This window comes from Vibrio natriegens NBRC 15636 = ATCC 14048 = DSM 759 (assembly GCF_035621455.1).
GTDB lineage: Bacteria > Pseudomonadota > Gammaproteobacteria > Enterobacterales > Vibrionaceae > Vibrio > Vibrio natriegens.
In genome coordinates this window covers 1,082,581-1,102,109 of record NZ_CP141822.1, presented here as the reverse complement: position 1 = coordinate 1,102,109, position 19,529 = coordinate 1,082,581, and the positions used below count along the sequence as shown (strand labels likewise).

Sequence of the window (19,529 nt, the reverse complement as noted above, 5' to 3'; positions counted from 1 at the left end):
GAGATAACACATCATGGATAAACCGATACTCAAAGATTCTATGAAGCTATTTGAGGCACTTGGTACGATCAAGTCGCGCTCAATGTTTGGTGGCTTCGGACTTTTCGCTGATGAAACGATGTTTGCACTGGTTGTGAATGATCAACTTCACATACGAGCAGACCAGCAAACTTCATCTAACTTCGAGAAGCAAGGGCTAAAACCGTACGTTTATAAAAAGCGTGGTTTTCCAGTCGTTACTAAGTACTACGCGATTTCCGACGACTTGTGGGAATCCAGTGAACGCTTGATAGAAGTAGCGAAGAAGTCGTTAGAACAAGCCAATTTGGAAAAAAAGCAACAGGCAAGTAGTAAGCCCGACAGGTTGAAAGACCTGCCTAACTTACGACTAGCGACTGAACGAATGCTTAAGAAAGCTGGTATAAAATCAGTTGAACAACTTGAAGAGAAAGGTGCATTGAATGCTTACAAAGCGATACGTGACTCTCACTCCGCAAAAGTAAGTATTGAGCTACTCTGGGCTTTAGAAGGAGCGATAAACGGCACGCACTGGAGCGTCGTTCCTCAATCTCGCAGAGAAGAGCTGGAAAATGCGCTTTCTTAATCTGTAGGTATAAACCTATCGTACGTATAAAAACCGCAGCTTTGACTGCGGTTTTTTTTGAAATTTTTTCCAGGCTCAACCTGTCTATTACTCCATATATCAATCAAATAATATCAAGTAACATATTTCATCAATGGTATCTGTTAACCTTTTAGAACAAGGCTGTCCTTCTGGAGTACGACAATGAATAAAAAACTGGTTTTTGGGTTAATACTGCTGTTAACGATCATTTTATTAGCCGTTAACTTTAGCCAGTACCTCACTTTAGAGAACGCCAAAGCACAGCAAGAGGCTCTTAACGCCTATATTGACCAGAGATTTATCTTGGCGGTTACGGTTTATTTTGCGGCCTATGTGGCTATCACTGCTTTTTCTATTCCCGGCGCAGCGGTCGTCACTCTGTTAGCCGCAGCTCTATTCGGTTTTTGGACTAGCTTACTTTTAGTCTCGTTCGCCAGCACTATTGGGGCAACGCTGGCTTTTCTGAGTAGCCGTTACTTGTTACGAGATTGGGTCCAAAGCAAATTTGGTTCAAAGCTAACCGCGATTAACGACGGCGTCAAAAAAGACGGTTCATCTTACCTACTCTCATTAAGATTGATCCCTGTGTTCCCTTTCTTTCTAATCAACCTACTGATGGGATTAACCCCGATGTCTGTTGGCCGCTTTTATTTGACCAGCCAAATAGGAATGCTTCCAGGCACCGCTGTTTATCTCAATGCCGGTACTCAACTGGCAACGATTGAAAGCCTCTCAGATATCGTCTCACCGAGCGTGTTAGCTTCATTTGCGTTGCTTGGGCTTTTTCCTATCATTGCTAAATGGCTGATGAATAAATTCAGACCCACTCAAGTACAGCCAAATGGAAACCCTTGATGAAGATATTTATAGCGAAAAATCCGGCAGAAGCGCATATCGTTTGTGAGTTGCTGAGAACCGAGCAAATTCTTTGTGAAGTTCGCGGTGAAGGTCTTTTCGGATTGAAGGGGGAACTACCATTCGGGGACGATACCGACCCGTACGTGTGGTTATTGAATCCAGAACAGAAGATGAAATCCTTGGCTATTATTGAAGCCTATCAAAAACAGGCTCAGCCAAACACCTATCAAGATTGGAAATGCCCTCAATGTTCGGAAATCAATGAAGGGCAATTTGGCGCGTGCTGGCGTTGTGGCCACCACATTGAGTAAGCGTAATGGCGCCAGTCACCTAGAAACGTTAAGCAACTAATGTTTGCTGTTTGATAAACTCAATCGAGTACTGATTAAAGTCTTCCGGACGTTCTACATTACAAACATGGCCACAGTTTGGGATCTCACGGAGCACACTCAGTTTATGTGCCGCAACCATCTCTTTAACCGGTTGGATGAACATATAATCTCTGTCACCCATTAAGTAGAGAGTGGGAATCGCTAATTCTCGGTCTTTAAAGTACTTCATTAACGGATTCACATCCGCCGCCAAGATAAACCAGCGCTTAAACTCTTTTTGGCAGAGCTTTTTGGCTTCCCTGATAAACAGGTGGCGAGATTCGCGTTGATTGCGCTGTGGCATCACGATATAAGCGAACAGTTTGTACAGCCACATGTAAGGCAAGATATGTTTGCCAAAGTTGCCCAGCTTGACGAGGATTTGTGAGCGTGTATTGAGACGAGTCACCGCTCCACCTAACACCATTGAATTCACACGTTCAGACGCCAATTCCGCAATGTTTCGAACAATGATCGTCCCTAATGACATGCCGACAAAATGCGCGGATTGGATTTTTAAATGATCCAGCACTTTTAAAATATCTTGGGTAACTTCAGTAAAGGTATAGCGGCTGGTAATGAGTTCCTTTAGTAACTGATTTGACTTCCCATGCCCTCTTAGATCAATGAGTACTAAATTAAAGTGCTGCTTATAGGCTTTAATTTGCTTAAACCAAATCGAAGAACTGCCACCAGCACCATGCACGAAAACAACCCACTCATTACTGGTGGGGTGCAAGTAGGTTTTATGGAAAAGTAGTGGCTCAGTCATATACCAGTAATAATAGTATTGTTATTAATTTAGAGGAAGCAATCCTATCACACTAGAATTGCTCACGATAACAAAGGCACCGAATTAGGTGCCATTTGTTACAATTTTAGGCAAGGCTAATTGACTTTAACGCAGAATGGTAGAGTTCCAAATATTCTTCCGCAGCTTTTCGCCAGCAAAAGTCCTGTTGCATTGCATGCAATTGAACTCGTTTTACTTCGGCATTATTTTGCGTATACAGCAACAGTGCCCTAAGCATGGTTAACAACAAGGCTTGCGGTGTTGGATCATAAAACACAAAACCCGTTGCATCAGACGAGTCAACATCATAATCGTTCACACTGTCTTTTAGGCCGCCTACGCCTCGCACAATCGGTAACGTGCCATAAGCCATGCTGTAAATCTGATTAAGTCCACACGGCTCAAACTCAGACGGCATCAAAAAGAAATCAGACCCAGCCTCAACCAAATGAGCAAGCTCATTGTCATAGGCGTCAACAAAGACAAACTTATCTGGGAACTGTTCAGCGACCTCTTCTAAATGTGTAGCAAGAACTGGATCACCGGTTCCGACCACAACTAATTGCACGTCGTGCTTGAGGAAGTCCGTCAACGCTGGGAGTAAATAATGCAGTCCTTTCTGCATTGTCAGGCGACAAACCATGCCAAACATCGCACAGTCTTTCTCTGCTAAGTTCAGACGTTGCTGTAGCGCTTTTTTACACGCACTTTTGCCTTCAACCATACTTTGGTGACTAGGTTCGTAGTTCAACGGCAAATAAGCATCGGTTTTAGGATTCCAAGCGCTGTAATCACAACCGTTGAGTATACCAACTAAATCTTTAGCTCGTTGTTGGAACTCCCACGCCATGCCATGACTACCAAGCTCTGTCTGTAACTCTTCAGCATAAGTAGGGCTTACCGCGTTGATTTTGTCAGCGTTTAGCACGCCTGCCTTAAGCATCGCAATGTGCGTTGAACTAACCGCTGCGTCGGGTACATTTCTGCTCTGAAACTCTGGCAGACATTGCACCTCATCATAGCTAAATACCCCTTTAAATACTGCGTTGTGAATCGAGATCACGCTGCGAATATTTGCATAAAATGGGTCAGATCCGTATCGATGCTTCAACAAAAACGGCACAAGGCCAGTATGCCAGTCATTGGCATGTACGATGTCAGGTCGGAAATCCAGCTTAGGTAGCATGTCTAAGCAAGCTGCGCTGAAAAAGGCGAATCGCTCACCATTATCTGAATACGCTTCGTTGTTCTCAGCGTACATTGATGGGCGGTTGAAATACGGCTGGCAATCAATCAAATAAACTGGCGTATCACCGAGATACAGCCTTAATACTCGATATTCTGTATGCGGCCACGAGGTTAGCTGCGTTTCTAACAACACCTCCGCTTCAGAAAGCCTTTCAATACCATTGTATGCGGGAATGGTAATACGTACATCTTGCTGAAGTCCGTGGAGCGCTTCAGGCAGTGCCTTGGCTACATCAGCCAAGCCACCACTTTTAATCAATCCTTCGACTTCAGACGCTACAAACAGAATAGATAAGTTGTTAGTAGCCAACTCGTGCTCCTTTAGGAATAACAACAATACCGTCATCCGACACGTGGAAGTACTTCTTGTCTTCCTGAAGGTTCACTCCAATCTGTGTGCCAGGTGCAATATCAGCGTTCTTGTCCACTATTACTCGACGTAAAACACAGCCTTCACCGATTTTAACGTCACCAAGGAGTATACATTCGCTGATATCGCATGCAGATGCAATATTACTTCTGAAACCAAGTACAGATTTTTCTATACGGGAGCCTCGAATGTAGCTGCCATTACACACCAGACTATCGATAATTTGGACACGACCGTTGTCAGAGTCCGTGAACGTTGCAGGTGGTAAAGGCGGGTAATAGGTATGCAGTGGCCATTTGCGGTTATATAGCGAGAATGGTGCATCTTTTTCTAGCAAGTCCATATGTGCTTGCCAGTAGGCATCAATCGTACCGACATCTCGCCAATAAACTTGCTCTTTCTCACCATTGATCTTGTTGGTGCTAAAGTCATAAACAAACACATCCCCACGTGGGAACATTTTCGGAATAATGTCTTTACCGAAGTCATGGGAAGACTCTTCGTTGCTCGCATCTTCGATCAACTCAGAAAACAGTTCTTTCGCTTCAAAGACATAGTTCCCCATTGAGACCAGCGCGTAGTCAGGCTCGCCAGGAATCGACTTAGGATTTTCTGGCTTTTCTTCAAAGCCAATCATGCGCCCTTCGCTATCCACTTCGATAACACCGAACTGAGAAGCTTCTTTTAGTGGCATACGCAGAGCCGATACGGTCAATGAAGCTTGCTTGCTGATATGGAAATCCAGCATCTGCTTAATGTCCATTTTGTAGATATGGTCAGAACCAAAAATACAAACTTGGTCTGGCTCTTCCATTTCCATAAAACGAAGGTTCTGATAAATGGCATCTGCCGTGCCCTCATACCAACGCTTGCCGGTACGCATCTGAGCAGGAATCGGGTCGATGAAACGATCAGTGATGCCGTTGATGTTCCATCCTTTTTTTAAATGATAAAACAGGGATTGCGATTTAAATTGGGTCAGAACGTAAATGCGCATTAAATCCGCATTAACGAAGTTGTTGAGTGCAAAGTCAATTAGACGATAGCTACCACCAAAAGGTACTGCAGGTTTACTGCGAGATTCAGTTAAAGGTCTCAAACGTGAGCCTTCACCGCCAGCAAGAATCATTCCCAAAACACCAGCCATTGTTGTTCTCCGTATCGTTATAGCTTGGAATGGATGCTCACTTAATTGAACGTATTGTGGGGAATCAAGTGAACACATTGTCAGCCACATTCAGTACTTCTCTGAGCACCTATCATGTGGATTAAAAAGTTTCGGCATTGCTCTGCCAAATTACAGGATGTGTTAACTTTTCGTGGAGCGCGTTTGCGTTTTATCTCAGTTCAAAAATTCGTTTTAGTTTTAAACGCGAAAAAGAGGGTTTAAGGGGGCTCTATTCCATTTTCTTTTCAACAAAGAGTCAGCACTTTTTTAGTATAGGTACCTAGCCCACATCCATTGAGCTATCGATATTTGGCAACTCTAAATCGTGATTTGCTTCTCAATTAAAAAATGACAAATCCACGACATTATTTGTATTAATGCCTAATATCGAGATACCGATATCATCACGAAACAACACACCCTAAAATATTCTTATCTGTCGACACCGATTTAAATGCATTTTGTTGCACTTGCTTTGTAATAAACTATCTAATTTGAACCTTAATTACAATTTAAAATACGTCATTCTGTGTATAAGGTAAGCACGACTTACTCGATACGATATTCAGATCACATTAGAAAATGTAATAGATTACACTCTGAAAACAATTTACGAACGAAAACACTACATAGTTAGCGACGTAAATATGCACGGTTTATTCGCGCTGTATCGAACGCTTGTAAATATCATACGATTGTAAGCTTCACGCTACGACACACATGTTGCTAAAAAATGAATGAGACAAACCTGAAGATAAAGATTTGTAAAAATTGTGAGGCGAAAGGTGTGAGGATGAAATATCGCCGGAATCAGAGAAGGTAATTTGGAACCAATAATAAAAAGGCAGCGAATTCGCTGCCTTTTTGTTTACTGTGTACCGTTTAAGCTTTTGCTTTTTTACGTTTGTCGGTGACTTCCCATTTACCATCGACATAAAGCGCAGTCCAACCGCTTGGCTTGCCGTTCTCTTCAGAGCGAACGTAATTCTCTTTCGTTTTACGGCTAAAACGAACCACTGCCGGACGACCATCAGGGTCTTCCTGCGGTGCTGTCGCGAGATATTTGAACTTCTCTGGTAAGCGTTCTTCGTAAAGCGCAAGCTCTGAAACAAGTGGCGCTCGCGTTTCGCGTGATTTAGGGAAGTTGCTGGCTGCCATAAACAGACCAGATGCCCCATCACGCAACACAAAGTAAGCGTCCGAGTTTTCACATGGCAGTTCAGGGAAATGCACTGGATCTTCTTTCGGCGGCGCGACTTCACCGTTCTTTAGAATCTTACGGGTGTTTTTACATGTCTCGCTCGTGCAATCCATGTATTTACCGAAGCGACCATTCTTAAGCACCATGTCAGAACCACACTTGTCACACTCAACAACCGGTCCATCATAGCCTTTCACTTTAAACTCGCCGTATTCAACGATGTAACCTTCACAGTTTGGGTTGTTACCACAAACGTGCATCTTACGTTTATCGTCGATTAGGTACGCGTCCATCGCTGTTTCACAGATTGGACAACGTTTCTTGGCACGCAGCGCTGCGGTTTCTACGTCTTCTTCTAAGACGTTGATGATGCCTTCTTCATCGCCTAAGTTGATGGTGGTTTTGCAACGCTCTTTAGGTGGCAGTGCATAACCAGAACAACCTAGGAATACGCCGGTGGATGCTGTACGAATACCCATTGGGCGGCCACATGTCGGACATTCGATGTCTGTCATCACAATGTGGTTAAGCTTCATACCACCTTCAGACTCATCCAGGTCGGCTTTTTCAAGGTCACCGGTGAAGTCAGTAAAGAAGTTGTCCAGTACTGATTTCCAGTTGACTTCGCCTTCTGCGATTTGGTCCAGCTTTTGTTCCATACGCGCGGTAAAGTCGTAGTTCATCAAATCATTAAAGCTATCGTCCAGACGGTCTGTAACGATCTCACCCATTTTCTCTGCGTAGAATCGACGCTGGTCGACTTTCACGTAGCCACGATCCTGAATCGTCGAGATGATAGACGCGTAAGTCGATGGACGGCCAATACCACGCTTTTCAAGTTCTTTAACCAGTGCAGCTTCTGTAAAGCGTGCTGGCGGCTTGGTAAAGTGCTGTTTCGGGTCAAGTGACTCTAGGTTCAGCTTATCGCCAAGCTGCACCGCAGGAAGGATTGTGTCCTCGTTTTTGCCCATTGGACGTTGTACGCGAGTCCAACCGTCAAACTTCAGGATGCGGCCTTTGGCTTTTAATGTGAACTCTTCGGCTTTGACGCTGATGGTTGTGGAATCGTATTCTGCTGGCGTCATTTGACACGCAACGAACTGATTCCAAATTAATGCGTAAAGCTTGTGAGCGTCTGCGTCGACACCTTGCAGGTCTTCCGCTTTCACATCAACGCTAGACGGTCGAATCGCTTCGTGCGCTTCTTGAGCCCCTTCTTTGCTGCCGTATTTTAACGGTGAAGCTGGAAGGTACTTGTCACCAAACTCAGAACCGATGAAGTCACGGACAGCATCCACAGCTTCTGCACTCAAGTTAGTTGAGTCAGTACGCATATAGGTGATGTAACCCGCTTCATACAAGCGTTGAGCCAGCATCATGGTCTTCTTAACGCCATAGCCTAAACGGGTACTTGCTGCTTGCTGCAAAGTCGAAGTGATGTAAGGCGCTGACGGCTTACTTTTCGTTGGTCGGTCTTCACGCTTGCAAACTTCGTAGCTAGCTTTTTCCAGCACAGACATCGCTGCTTTGGTTTCTGCCTCATTAACTGGCTTAAACGCTACGCCGTCTTTCTGAGCAACCAGCAGTTTGAAATCCGCTTTGTCTTTAGTCTTGGTGTTTGCATGGATGTCCCAGAACTCTTCCGGAACAAATGCATTGATTTCGCGCTCACGCTCTACCAGCAACTTAACCGCAACCGACTGAACACGGCCGGCAGACAAGCCACGAGCAACTTTCTTCCATAGTAATGGAGAGACCATGAAGCCAACCACGCGGTCCATGAATCGACGAGCTTGCTGCGCGTTTACGCCATCCATATTTAACTCACCAGGCGTCTGGAAAGCTTGCTGGATAGCATTTTTCGTAATTTCGTTAAAAACAACTCGTTTGTATCGCTCTTCATCGCCACCGATGATCTCACGAAGGTGCCATGCGATTGCTTCCCCCTCGCGGTCCAAATCGGTTGCGAGATAGACGTAATCAGCATCTTTGGCTAATTTTTGTAATTCGCTAACTACTTTTTCTTTGCCAGGAAGAATCTGATAATTCGCTTCCCAGTCGTGATATGGGTTGATCCCCATTTTTTTGATCAGCGCTTTACGATCTTTCTCTTTTTTGACTCGTGCTTTCTCTTCAGCACTCATCCCTTTAGTTGAAATGGCAGCTGCTTTCTCACCAGTGCTTTGGCCGGCCGTAGGCAGATCACGCACATGACCAACACTAGACTTAACAACAAAGTCTTTACCAAGGTACTTATTTATTGTCTTTGCCTTGGCTGGTGACTCCACTATAACGAGTGATTTACCCATAACTGACTCTAACGTCCTTCATAATAATGCGGGTAAACCCCTGACTTGGAAGTCACCCGCATAATGTTCTATTTCATTGCCTCTTTTTTTACTATTGTGCGAGATGAAAAGAAGATCAACTGCTTTTTTGCAATTCAGATCCGATCGGTTGACAATTCATCGTCTTTATACTTCAAACAGACAGGGCTTTGAAAGGTCTGGTCGGCATATCTAAACAGGCAAAGTTTGCTACTGCTAATCGAATTAAGGAAATTTTGTTACCCATCACAAAATAACTTTTGTCTATTATCCGCAACCTTAGGCGACTACGATGAAAACCCGTCGCTAGAGAGTAACCTTTAATTGCATTCCATTGGGTATAATCCCCTGTTAATAATAGGTATACTTCTTCGCTCTGAGATTGTTATGAATGACGGGAACGTTATGTCTGATAGAAAATTTATTGAAGAATTTGACCTTCTTTTAATCGCTAACCAAATCATCCAAGAGCACGATGATTACATTGAGGGTATGCGCGCGACAAGCGTAGAAGAAAAAGACGACGTTTTAGTCTTTAAAGGGGAATACTTTCTTGATGAGAAAGGATTACCAACGGCAAACACGACTGCCGTTTTCAATATGTTTAAGTATCTAGCGCATCATCTTTCAAAAGAATTTACGCTGAAAAAATAGTCAAACAAGCCCCCTAAAAAAAGAAAAACCAGAGCCACATGACTCTGGTTTTTTATCTGTTTATTTATGTGGAATACTTACTAGCAACTAAGCGATTTAAGCTTGTCGAAGTAGTCCGGGAATGTCTTCGATGTACATTTCGGATCGTTGATGGTCACAGGTGTATCACTCAATGCAACCAGTGAAAAACACATCGCCATTCGGTGGTCATCATAGGTGTCGATCGCAGCATGTTTGAGCTGTGGAACTGGCTTAACGATGATGTAATCCTCACCCTCTTCCACTTCAGCGCCAACTTTACGAAGTTCAGTCGCCATCGCAGACAAACGGTCGGTTTCTTTTACGCGCCAGTTGTAAACATTGCGAATCGCTGTCGTACCTTCTGCAAACAGAGCCGTGGTTGCAATCGTCATCGCCGCGTCAGGGATATGGTTATAATCCATATCAATACCTTTCAGCTTACCCGCACGAGCAATCACATAGTCATCGCCCCATTCAATTTCAGCGCCCATTTTTTCAAGCGCATCTGCAAATTGAATGTCACCCTGAATACTGTTTTTGCCAATACCGGTAACTTTAACTTCGCCACCTTTGATCGCCGCAGCCGCCAAAAAGTAAGACGCTGAAGAGGCGTCACCTTCCACTAGAAAATCCCCAGGTGCAACGTAATGCTGACCGGCAGGTATCACAAATTCCTGATAATCATTGTTGATTACATTAACGCCAAACTGCTTCATGATATGCAGCGTGATATCGATGTACGGCTTAGACACCAGGTCGCCTTCGATATTGATGCGCACTTCGCCTTCAGCGAGTGGCGCAGACATAAGGAAAGCGGTTAAAAACTGACTCGAAATGGAACCATCAATCGATACCGTACCTGACTTCAAACCCGTTCCCACAATTTTCAATGGCGGGTAGTTTTCATTTTCGAGGTATTCGATATCTGCACCAGCATCTTGTAATGCAGTAACGAGGTGACCAATTGGGCGCTCTTTCATACGAGGCTCACCAGTCAAAACATACTCACCTTCACCAAGACACAGCGCAGCCGCTAGTGGGCGCATTGCCGTGCCAGCATTGCCTAAAAACAGCTCTACAGGCTCTGACACTGAGAATGGTTGGCCAAGTCCTTCCACAACACACTCGGTTTTGTCTTCAGACAACTGATATTGAACACCAAGCGTAGTAAGGGCGTTGAGCATATGACGGATGTCGTCACTATCTAGAAGGTTTGTCAGGCGAGTCGTGCCTTTTGCTAAAGCAGCTAGCAAAAGAGCTCGGTTAGAGACGCTTTTTGATCCTGGAAGATTAACTTCCCCTTGGATTTTATTGATTGGTTGTAACGTTAGGCTTTCCATTGAAAGTTGATAATCCTTTGTGCTCTCAGTTCACGTTTTTTTGAGAGCTGAACAATTCTTCGTGGATTCAGACTAACCAAAAAATCAATACAAAACCAGAGCAAATCTACGCTAATTTATGAATAATTAGTCAGCGTATCTATTTGCCTGAAAACTGGGGCCTAATAGACCATATCAACCCGCACACCGTCATCAAAATACAAAATACGAACCTCGTCGCCGCGGCCAAATAACATATTTCTATCAACGTCTTGAATAACATTGATAAGTTTGTCGCCATCAACCTTTATCAAAAGTTCAACCAACTGAGATTCAACCGTGTATTGCTCAGTACTTTGATTTTGTGCAACAGCTGCACCAGTAAGCGCACCAACGGCGGTCGCCACTTCTTTACCTGTTCCGCCACCAAACTGGTTTCCGACCAACCCACCGATTGTTGCACCTAGTAACGTTTTCCAGCCATTATTTTTTGATTTAACAACCTCTTGCTGCGTGATATAACGAACAGAATCCACTTTTCCATAGACAACTTCGTTGACGGGCTTTGCCACATTTCTTTCGTAAGCTGCATTGGCGAAAAATGGTAAAAGCAGTATGATCCAAAACCACAATTTCGCTCTATTTCGTGTTCGCGTCATCATAAACTCCTCTGGCTCAAATGTTGGTAATGACTTTTTATGGCAATCTATTTAACTGAACTTGGTAAGGCATTCACCTTCCCCTCTCCCTATAAAGCACTGAGCGACCCTAATGGGCTCCTAGCTTTTGGTGGCGACTTGGACCCGATGAGAATACTTAAAGGCTATCATCAGGGAATCTTCCCTTGGTACGGACCTGGTGAGCCTATACTTTGGTGGAGCCCTTCTCCTCGTGCGGTCTTTGATCCTTCGACTTTTAAACCATCAAAAAGTCTCAGAAAGTTTCAGCGAAAACATGATTATCAAGTCACCCTGAATCAAGCAACCCAAAATGTGATTCAGCTCTGTTCCTCCACTCGCCCTGAGAGTGAAACATGGCTCAACGAAGACATGCAAACGGCTTACATAGAACTTGCTGAGCTTGGGCATTGCCACTCAGTAGAAGTATGGCATGAAGATGAACTGATTGGCGGCTTGTACGGGTTAAGTGTCGGCCAGGTATTTTGCGGCGAATCTATGTTTAGTTTAAAGGATAACGCATCGAAAGTGGCTTTGTGGTATTTGTGTCATCACCTTAAATCCAATCAAGGTCAGTTGATTGACTGTCAGGTAATGAACTCTCATTTAGCTTCACTGGGCGCATTTGAACTTGATCGGGACGAGTTCATGCAAAAGCTACTATCTTTAAGAGAAAAGCAAATGGCTTCAGGCACTTTTGAGCCACAAGTTCTGCGGAATTCAGCATCATGAGCACGGATCTACAACATATTCGCATAGGATTGACCAACAACCACCCTTGTAGCTATCTACCAGAGCGACAAGAGCGTGTTGCGGTCGCACTTGATGAAAGCTTACATACAGAAAACAACTATCAGCTATTGATGGCTAACGGCTTTCGTCGCAGTGGTGATACGATATATAAACCACATTGTGAGCATTGCAACGCGTGCCAGCCTATCCGTGTGGCGATAAAAGACTTCACTCCTTCAAAAAGTCAGAAACGCCTGCTTAATAAAGGGCAAGGTTTGCGTTGGGAAATGAAACCGCAGATGGATCCCGACTGGTTTGAGCTCTATAGTCGCTACATTTGTAAACGTCATAAGAGCGGTACGATGTACCCACCCAAACGGGATGAGTTCGCTCGCTTTGCACAAACTAACTGGCTTACCACACTATTTTTGCACGTCTACAATGAATCAGAACAACTGGTTGCCATCGGCGTAACGGACGTCATGCCTCATTGTTCGAGTGCATTCTATACCTTTTTCGACCCTGATTACCCTCTATCGCTTGGTACATTAGCGGTGTTGTATCAAATAGAGTACTGCCAAAAAAGCAACCATCAATGGCTATACTTGGGTTATCAGATAGATGAATGTCCAGCAATGAACTATAAAACACGCTTTCAACGCCACCAAAGGCTAGTAAATCAGCGTTGGCGAGGGTAGAATACGCTCCAACTTTACATAATTACTATTTAGCGGCAAAATAAAGCCCGCTAAAATTTGCCTAATTTCTAAAGAGGATTAAATGGCTAAAGAAGACGTAATTGAGATGCAAGGCACTGTCCTTGACACTCTACCAAACACTATGTTCCGTGTTGAACTTGAAAACGGTCACGTTGTGACTGCGCATATCTCTGGTAAAATGCGTAAGAACTACATCCGTATCCTTACGGGTGACAAAGTAACTGTAGAGATGACTCCATACGACCTAACTAAAGGCCGCATCGTCTTCCGTGCTCGTTAATCTCTGATTTTCGGATGCAAATAAAAAACGGAGCCTGACGCTCCGTTTTTTATTTGTGGTCGATAAATCACAAGCAGAGCTATCGCGCATGATTCATGTTGCCCGAGTTTCATTAAAAAAGGATGCTAACGCATCCTTTTTTGTTTCATAGAACCGAGAGTTTATCAGTGCACTGCGGCTTCTTTCTCGCTCAAATACTCAAATTCCAGAGCATCGTTTACGAGTGAAACCTTCACGGTACCACCGTTAACCAAAGAGCCGAACAGAAGCTCGTTCGCCAAAGGTTTCTTAAGCTGCTCTTGGATAACACGTCCCATTGGACGAGCACCCATCGCTTTGTCGTAACCCTTGTGTGCCAACCAGTGGCGCGCGTCTTGAGAGACTTCCATCGAGACACCACGAGCATCCAGCTGCACTTGAAGCTCAACGATAAACTTATCGACAACTTGATGGATAACCGTCTCATCCAGGCTGTTAAACCAGATGATGTTATCAAGGCGGTTACGGAATTCAGGAGTAAATACTTTCTTAATTTCCGCCATCGCGTCATGGCTGTTGTCTTGTTGAATCAAGCCTATCGATTTTTTCTCGGTCTCCGCAACACCGGCGTTGGTCGTCATGACAAGAATCACATTACGGAAGTCCGCTTTACGACCGTTGTTGTCGGTCAGGGTGCCGTTATCCATCACTTGCAATAGCAAGTTAAAGATATCTGGATGCGCTTTCTCGATCTCATCCAACAGAACCACAGAGTGTGGGTGTTTTATCACCGCATCAGTGAGCAAGCCACCTTGGTCGTAACCCACATATCCTGGTGGAGCACCGATTAGACGGCTCACCGAATGACGTTCGCCGTATTCAGACATATCAAAACGCAGTAGCTCAATGCCAAGCAATTTAGATAGCTGAACAGTCACTTCCGTTTTACCAACACCTGTAGGGCCTGCAAACAAGAATGAACCGACAGGTTTATTGTCTACACCCAACCCTGCGCGGGTAAGCTTGATGGCTTCTGATAATGCATCAATCGCATTGTCTTGTCCGAACACCAGCATTTTCATCTTGCGGTCCAGATTCTTCAGAATATCTTTATCCGAAGAAGATACCGATTTTTCTGGAATGCGAGCCATTTTCGCAACCATTGCTTCAATGTCTGCTACACCGACGGTTTTCTTACGTCGGCTTGCTGGAGCCAAGCGGCTGCATGCGCCAGCTTCATCAATAACGTCGATTGCTTTATCAGGTAAATGACGCTCATTAATGTACTTAGCCGATAATTCCACAGCAGCACGAAGTGCTTTGTTTGTATAGCGAACTTCGTGGTGCGCTTCGTACTTCGGCTTAAGACCCATCAAAATCTTAGTTGTGTCATCAAGTGATGGCTCAACAATATCGATTTTTTGGAAGCGACGAGAGAGTGCGCGCTCTTTCTCAAATATGTTGCTGTACTCTTGGTACGTTGTTGAGCCGATACAACGAAGCTTGCCGCTGCTAAGCAGAGGTTTAATTAAGTTTGCCGCATCAACTTGACCGCCAGACGCAGCGCCCGCACCGATGATTGTATGAATTTCATCGATAAACAGAATAGCGTCTTCTTCTTTCTCAAGCTGTTTCAAAATGGTTTTGAAACGTTTCTCAAAATCACCGCGATACTTAGTACCCGCAAGCAAAGAACCAATGTCCAAAGAGTAGATTACGCTGTTTTCAATAACTTCAGGAACCTGCCCTTCAACAATTCTCCACGCCAGGCCTTCTGCAATCGCAGTTTTACCCACGCCAGCTTCTCCGACAAGCAACGGGTTGTTTTTACGGCGGCGACAAAGCACTTGAATAGTGCGTTCGAGCTCTTTGTCTCGACCGATTAGCGGATCAATATTCCCCGCTTTAGCTACCTGGTTTAAGTTGGTAGCAAAGCTCTCCAGACGCTCTTCCGAGTTCGAATCATCCGTACTTTCTGAACTGAAGGAATCTGGTGATGATGGATCTTCACTCGCGCCAGACGCTTTGGTAATGCCGTGGGAGATAAAATTGACGATGTCTAGGCGAGAGATATCATTTTTCTTAAGAAGGTAAGCAGCATGAGATTCTTGCTCGCTAAAAATAGCAACAAGTACGTTCGCCCCTGTCACTTCATTTCGACCCGACGACTGAACATGAAAAACTGCACGTTGTAGGACGCGTTGGAAGCTCAAAGTCGGCTGAGTTTCACGCGTCTCATCGCTTTCTGGGATGAGAGGCGTAGTTTGATCGATGAATATATCGAGTTCGTTACGCAAAGCATCTAAATCCGCTTTGCAGGCTAGAAGGGCTTCCTTAGCTGCATCATTTTCCAACAATGCAAGTAGGAGGTGTTCGACAGTCATAAACTCGTGACGTTTGTCGCGCGCACGAGCAAATGCACTGTTAAGGCTTGACTCTAGTTCTTTGTTTAGCATAAGTACCTCCCGAAAAAACAACTGGGGTTGTTCGAGCAAGTCTTCTTTTTACGCTTGCTCCATAGTGCAAAGCAACGGATGTTCATTTTCCCTTGCGTACATCGTAACTTGCGCTACTTTTGTCTCGGCAATTTCTGCGCTGTACGTCCCACAAACTGCCTTTCCTTCATAGTGTACCTTGAGCATTATTTGAGTCGCTCTATCTATATCATGAGAAAAGAATCGCTCAAGTACCTCTATGACGAAATCCATAGGTGTATAGTCATCATTGTTGAGTACAACGTTATACAGCTTAGGTGGCTGAATTTTTGTACTTTCTCGCTCCAGAAGATCAGAGTCTGGAGTGACCCACTCAAAATTTTTACTCATGGCAATTAAAGATATCGTATCAAAGGGTTGATGTTTTCGACCTATAAAAACAATCTACCACAAGCATGCTGCGCGGTGTAGTGAGAAGTGACACCGAAATAGAACTTTGATAGATAAAAGTTACTACCTATATAGAGACTAATGCACCTCTTGCGGGGGTGCAAATAAAAGATGCTTATCGATACGCTGTGATCTTTTACTTAAAATATTGCCGCTATCAACCCTAAGATTTCTTACTTATACGTTGCGATTGCGATACCAATGCACAGTCCGTATTAGATCACATTTCCCGATTTTTGAGGCGATATTTATCACGAAATCTTCATTTTTTATTCAATCAGAGGATTTCACTAACATAACAAACACAAATAGTATGGCTATTTTTCAACTTGTCATTTAGTAGCTAAAACATCTGAACATCAACGTACAGCCAGGAAAGTGTTTGCAAAATTGTTAATCTCAAAAGTGATTTGTTTTCAATAATGTTTCTGTTTGTTGCGAAACGCTATTGACTGTGTGGACTGATTGACTACAGTGGAAAGTGTTGATGCATAAATCATCATCTGAGCGGAGCTTTTTTATTTCGAAGGCTCGCAGAGTCGAGGATTCACATTGACGCGATGGACGAACAGAAATTCTTCTGTTAGCAGTCGTTAAAAGTTAATAGTAGTTTCAAGTTAAAGGTATAACTTGATTAAAGTAACAACATCAGTAAAAAATGCATGAGGGATGTAAAAGCATGGCTACAGGTACAGTAAAGTGGTTTAACAATGCCAAAGGATTTGGGTTTATCTGTTCTGACGAAGAAGAAGGAGATATCTTTGCCCACTACTCAACTATCCAGATGGACGGTTATCGTACACTGAAAGCAGGCCAACAAGTCTCATACGAGATAGAAAAAGGTCCAAAAGGTTGTCACGCAAGCAGCGTAGTACCGATTGAAGACCAAGCGAAATAATTAGAGCGCTGTAGAAACAAACCATTGCTCTCGTAACATAGATTAAAACACTGTTTATCGTTACGCAGAGAAAAATAAACCCGCCAAGTCAGCGGGTTTATTATTATCTGAACGACACACCGCGCACGGTGTGTCAGATTCACATTACTTATCGATAATTGAGTTCAGGATTGCACTTGGACGCATTAGTTTAGACGTTAACGAGTCATCAAGTAGGTAGTAACCACCTAGCTCGCCTTTCACGCCTTGTGCGTTGTTCAACTCGGCAACAATCGCTTCTTCTTGCTCTGATAGTGCTTTTGCAATCGGTGCAAATTCAGCGGCCAGATCAGCATCCGCTGTTTGCTCAGCCAACGCTTTTGCCCAGTATGATGCTAGGTAGTAGTGACTACCGCGGTTATCCAGCTCACCCACTTTACGTGATGGTGACTTGTTGTTATCCAGGAACTCACCTGTCGCTTTATCCAGTGTATCTGCCAGAACTTGTGCTTTCGCATTGCCTGTAGCTACGCTTAGGTGCTCTAAAGATGCAGCTAGCGCTAGGAATTCACCAAGAGAGTCCCAACGAAGGTGGTTTTCTTTTTCAACTTGCTGAACGTGCTTTGGAGCAGAACCACCAGCACCAGTTTCAAACAGACCACCACCATTCATCAGTGGAACGATTGATAGCATCTTAGCTGACGTACCAAGCTCAAGAATTGGGAACAAGTCAGTTAGGTAGTCGCGTAGTACGTTACCTGTAACAGAAATTGTGTCCAGACCTGCTTTGATACGCTCTAGTGAGTACAGACATGCGTCTACTGGTGACAGAATCTTAATTTCTAAACCGTCAGTATCGTGATCAGGTAGGTATGCGTTAACCTTCTTGATAAGCTCTGCATCGTGTGCACGGTTTTCATCTAGCCAGAACACTGCAGGAACGCCTGTTGCGCGAGCACGAGTCACCGCTAGCTTAACCCAGTCTTGGATTGGAGCATCTTTCACCTGACACATACGGAAGATGTCGCCTTCTTCTACAGCTTGCTCAAGTAGAACCTGACCCGCTGTATCAACAACACGCACTGTACCTGCTGCATCTAGGATAAACGTCTTATCGTGAGAACCGTACTCTTCTGCTTTTTGAGCCATTAGACCAACGTTTGGAACGCTGCCCATTGTTGTTGGATCAAATGCACCATGCTCTTTACAGAAATCAATTACTGCTTGGTAAATACCTGCGTAGCAACGATCAGGAATCAATGCTTTCGTATCTTTTTGCTTGCCGTCAGGGCCCCACATTTGACCAGAAGAGCGAAGCATTGCTGGCATAGACGCGTCAACGATGATGTCGCTTGGTACGTGAAGGTTGGTGATACCACGATCAGAATCAACCATCGCTAGCTCAGGCTGAGTTTGGTAAACCGCTTGAATTGCCGCTTCAATCTCTTCTTTTTGTGCTGCTGGTAGTGATTCGATTTTTGCGTAAACGTCACCAAGACCATTATTTACATCAACGCCAAGCTCTTCGAATAGCTTTCCGTATTTAGCGAATACGTCTTTGTAGTACACTTTTACAGCGTGACCGAAGATGACAGGGTCAGAAACCTTCATCATGGTCGCTTTCATGTGTAGAGATAGCAATACGTCTTGTGCTTTTGCTTCAGCAATTTCTTTTTCGAAGAACTCAACCAGTGCTTTCTTCTTCATTACTGAAGAATCGATTACTTCTTTGTCTAACAGCGGAAATGCTGCTTTAAGTTCTTTAACCGAACCGTCAGCACCAACAAACTCGATTTTTACGTCTGTCGCACCTGAAACGGTGGTAGATTTTTCACTGCCAAAGAAGTCATTGCCAGACATGCTAGCGACATGTGATTTTGAATCCGCAGACCATGCACCCATTGAATGAGGATTTTTCTTCGCATAGTTCTTAACAGAAAGCGGAGCACGACGGTCTGAGTTACCTTCACGTAGAACTGGGTTTACTGCACTACCCTTAATTTTGTCGTAAGCCGCTTTAATCGCTTCTTCTTCGTAAGTCGCTGGCTCATCTGGGTAATTTGGTAGATCGTATCCTTTGCTTTGAAGCTCTTTAATCGCCGCTCGTAGCTGTGGGATAGATGCAGAAATGTTTGGCAGCTTAATGATGTTCGCTTCTGGAGTTTGAGCTAGATTACCAAGCTCTGTCAACGCATCGCCAATACGTTGTTCTTCTTTCAAATGCTCTGGGAAGTTAGCGATAATTCGACCTGCTAGTGAAATATCACGAGTATCTACATTGATGCCAGACGATGCAGTAAACGATTGGATAATTGGTAGTAGTGAATAAGTTGCTAGCGCCGGTGCTTCATCAGTGATGGTGTAGATAATTGTAGGCTTTTCTGTAGGCATGAAATTTCCCTATATTTTAATCAACTTGTTGGTT

At 44.1% G+C, this 19,529-nt stretch carries 17 protein-coding genes; 8 read left to right on the top strand and 9 right to left on the bottom strand.

Going from position 1 to position 19,529, the window contains the following annotated elements; all coding sequences use genetic code 11:
* Window positions 1-13: 13 nt before the first annotated feature.
* The 3 genes from VER99_RS05065 to VER99_RS05055 all read left to right on the top strand — a co-directional run bounded on the left by VER99_RS05065 (window position 14) and on the right by VER99_RS05055 (window position 1,794).
* Entirely contained in the window at window positions 14-604 is a 591-nt protein-coding gene (locus VER99_RS05065) for a TfoX/Sxy family DNA transformation protein (RefSeq protein WP_020332876.1), read from the top strand.
* Window positions 605-787: 183 nt separating this feature from the next.
* On the top strand, window positions 788-1,480 hold the full coding sequence (locus tag VER99_RS05060; RefSeq protein ID WP_020332875.1) for a TVP38/TMEM64 family protein: 693 nt from the start codon (window positions 788-790) through the stop codon (window positions 1,478-1,480).
* On the top strand, window positions 1,480-1,794 hold the full coding sequence (locus VER99_RS05055; RefSeq protein WP_020332874.1) for a hypothetical protein: 315 nt from the start codon (window positions 1,480-1,482) through the stop codon (window positions 1,792-1,794). The genes VER99_RS05060 and VER99_RS05055 overlap by 1 nt, the downstream gene beginning before the upstream one ends.
* Window positions 1,795-1,822: 28 nt before the next feature.
* Here VER99_RS05055 and VER99_RS05050 read toward each other — a convergent pair whose 3' ends face one another.
* From VER99_RS05050 to topA, 4 genes are all read right to left on the bottom strand, one after another.
* Window positions 1,823-2,626, bottom strand: a complete 804-nt coding sequence (locus tag VER99_RS05050; RefSeq protein ID WP_014231330.1) for an alpha/beta fold hydrolase — start codon at window positions 2,624-2,626, stop codon at window positions 1,823-1,825.
* A 106-nt stretch (window positions 2,627-2,732) separates the two neighbouring features.
* Entirely contained in the window at window positions 2,733-4,205 is a 1,473-nt protein-coding gene (gene glgA / locus VER99_RS05045; protein WP_020332873.1) for a glycogen synthase GlgA, read from the bottom strand.
* The gene (glgC, locus tag VER99_RS05040; RefSeq protein ID WP_014231328.1) at window positions 4,195-5,412 is read right to left on the bottom strand and encodes a glucose-1-phosphate adenylyltransferase; all 1,218 of its coding nucleotides are present in this window, start codon (window positions 5,410-5,412) and stop codon (window positions 4,195-4,197) included. The genes glgA and glgC overlap by 11 nt, the downstream gene beginning before the upstream one ends.
* 903 nt (window positions 5,413-6,315) lie before the next feature.
* Complete coding sequence (gene topA / locus VER99_RS05035) at window positions 6,316-8,943, bottom strand: type I DNA topoisomerase (RefSeq protein WP_014231327.1); 2,628 nt, start codon at window positions 8,941-8,943, stop codon at window positions 6,316-6,318.
* 423 nt (window positions 8,944-9,366) lie between these two features.
* Here topA and VER99_RS05030 point away from each other — a divergent pair, with 423 nt between their 5' ends.
* A complete protein-coding gene (locus VER99_RS05030) occupies window positions 9,367-9,615 on the top strand; it encodes a YciN family protein (RefSeq protein WP_014231326.1) in 249 nt (82 codons plus the stop codon).
* An 80-nt stretch (window positions 9,616-9,695) separates the two neighbouring features.
* Here VER99_RS05030 and aroA read toward each other — a convergent pair whose 3' ends face one another.
* Both aroA and VER99_RS05020 read right to left on the bottom strand, forming a co-directional pair.
* A complete protein-coding gene (aroA, locus tag VER99_RS05025) occupies window positions 9,696-10,976 on the bottom strand; it encodes a 3-phosphoshikimate 1-carboxyvinyltransferase (protein WP_014231325.1) in 1,281 nt (426 codons plus the stop codon).
* A gap of 161 nt (window positions 10,977-11,137) precedes the next feature.
* Window positions 11,138-11,614 carry an outer membrane lipoprotein gene (locus tag VER99_RS05020; RefSeq protein ID WP_014231324.1) on the bottom strand — a complete coding sequence of 159 codons (477 nt, stop codon included), beginning with the start codon at window positions 11,612-11,614 and terminating at the stop codon, window positions 11,138-11,140.
* A gap of 39 nt (window positions 11,615-11,653) precedes the next feature.
* Between VER99_RS05020 and aat the strand changes: the two genes are divergently transcribed.
* The 3 genes from aat to infA all read left to right on the top strand — a co-directional run bounded on the left by aat (window position 11,654) and on the right by infA (window position 13,363).
* Window positions 11,654-12,364 (top strand): leucyl/phenylalanyl-tRNA--protein transferase, encoded by a 711-nt coding sequence (aat, locus tag VER99_RS05015; protein WP_020332872.1) that lies wholly within the window; start codon window positions 11,654-11,656, stop codon window positions 12,362-12,364.
* Window positions 12,361-13,062, top strand: coding sequence for an arginyltransferase (locus tag VER99_RS05010; RefSeq protein WP_020332868.1), 702 nt, complete (start codon window positions 12,361-12,363; stop codon window positions 13,060-13,062). Before aat ends, VER99_RS05010 begins: the two co-directional genes overlap by 4 nt.
* A gap of 82 nt (window positions 13,063-13,144) precedes the next feature.
* A complete protein-coding gene (gene infA / locus VER99_RS05005) occupies window positions 13,145-13,363 on the top strand; it encodes a translation initiation factor IF-1 (RefSeq protein ID WP_006075347.1) in 219 nt (72 codons plus the stop codon).
* A gap of 164 nt (window positions 13,364-13,527) precedes the next feature.
* Here the strand turns inward: infA and clpA are convergent, their stop codons facing one another.
* A complete protein-coding gene (clpA, locus tag VER99_RS05000; RefSeq protein ID WP_014231321.1) occupies window positions 13,528-15,798 on the bottom strand; it encodes an ATP-dependent Clp protease ATP-binding subunit ClpA in 2,271 nt (756 codons plus the stop codon).
* A 48-nt stretch (window positions 15,799-15,846) separates the two neighbouring features.
* Window positions 15,847-16,167 carry an ATP-dependent Clp protease adapter ClpS gene (clpS, locus tag VER99_RS04995; RefSeq protein ID WP_014231320.1) on the bottom strand — a complete coding sequence of 107 codons (321 nt, stop codon included), beginning with the start codon at window positions 16,165-16,167 and terminating at the stop codon, window positions 15,847-15,849.
* A gap of 739 nt (window positions 16,168-16,906) precedes the next feature.
* On the opposite strand from clpS, the gene cspD reads away from it, so the two are divergent.
* A complete protein-coding gene (gene cspD / locus VER99_RS04990; RefSeq protein WP_014231319.1) occupies window positions 16,907-17,125 on the top strand; it encodes a cold shock domain-containing protein CspD in 219 nt (72 codons plus the stop codon).
* 144 nt (window positions 17,126-17,269) lie between these two features.
* Here the strand turns inward: cspD and VER99_RS04985 are convergent, their stop codons facing one another.
* A complete protein-coding gene (locus tag VER99_RS04985; protein ID WP_014231318.1) occupies window positions 17,270-19,495 on the bottom strand; it encodes an NADP-dependent isocitrate dehydrogenase in 2,226 nt (741 codons plus the stop codon).
* Window positions 19,496-19,529 lie beyond the last annotated feature (34 nt).

Bases quoted from the DNA above. Each gene is read 5' to 3' on its own strand.
- VER99_RS05020 (WP_014231324.1), bottom strand. From the start codon at position 11,614: ATGACGCGAACACGAAATAGAGCGAAATTGTGGTTTTGGATCATACTG.
- aat (WP_020332872.1), top strand. From the start codon at position 11,654: ATGGCAATCTATTTAACTGAACTTGGTAAGGCATTCACCTTCCCCTCT.
- VER99_RS05060 (WP_020332875.1), top strand. From the start codon at position 788: ATGAATAAAAAACTGGTTTTTGGGTTAATACTGCTGTTAACGATCATT.
- VER99_RS05030 (WP_014231326.1), top strand. From the start codon at position 9,367: ATGTCTGATAGAAAATTTATTGAAGAATTTGACCTTCTTTTAATCGCT.
- VER99_RS05065 (WP_020332876.1), top strand. From the start codon at position 14: ATGGATAAACCGATACTCAAAGATTCTATGAAGCTATTTGAGGCACTT.
- cspD (WP_014231319.1), top strand. From the start codon at position 16,907: ATGGCTACAGGTACAGTAAAGTGGTTTAACAATGCCAAAGGATTTGGG.
- VER99_RS05055 (WP_020332874.1), top strand. From the start codon at position 1,480: ATGAAGATATTTATAGCGAAAAATCCGGCAGAAGCGCATATCGTTTGT.
- aroA (WP_014231325.1), bottom strand. From the start codon at position 10,976: ATGGAAAGCCTAACGTTACAACCAATCAATAAAATCCAAGGGGAAGTT.
- clpA (WP_014231321.1), bottom strand. From the start codon at position 15,798: ATGCTAAACAAAGAACTAGAGTCAAGCCTTAACAGTGCATTTGCTCGT.
- clpS (WP_014231320.1), bottom strand. From the start codon at position 16,167: ATGAGTAAAAATTTTGAGTGGGTCACTCCAGACTCTGATCTTCTGGAG.
- topA (WP_014231327.1), bottom strand. From the start codon at position 8,943: ATGGGTAAATCACTCGTTATAGTGGAGTCACCAGCCAAGGCAAAGACA.
- VER99_RS05010 (WP_020332868.1), top strand. From the start codon at position 12,361: ATGAGCACGGATCTACAACATATTCGCATAGGATTGACCAACAACCAC.
- VER99_RS05050 (WP_014231330.1), bottom strand. From the start codon at position 2,626: ATGACTGAGCCACTACTTTTCCATAAAACCTACTTGCACCCCACCAGT.
- VER99_RS04985 (WP_014231318.1), bottom strand. From the start codon at position 19,495: ATGCCTACAGAAAAGCCTACAATTATCTACACCATCACTGATGAAGCA.
- infA (WP_006075347.1), top strand. From the start codon at position 13,145: ATGGCTAAAGAAGACGTAATTGAGATGCAAGGCACTGTCCTTGACACT.
- glgC (WP_014231328.1), bottom strand. From the start codon at position 5,412: ATGGCTGGTGTTTTGGGAATGATTCTTGCTGGCGGTGAAGGCTCACGT.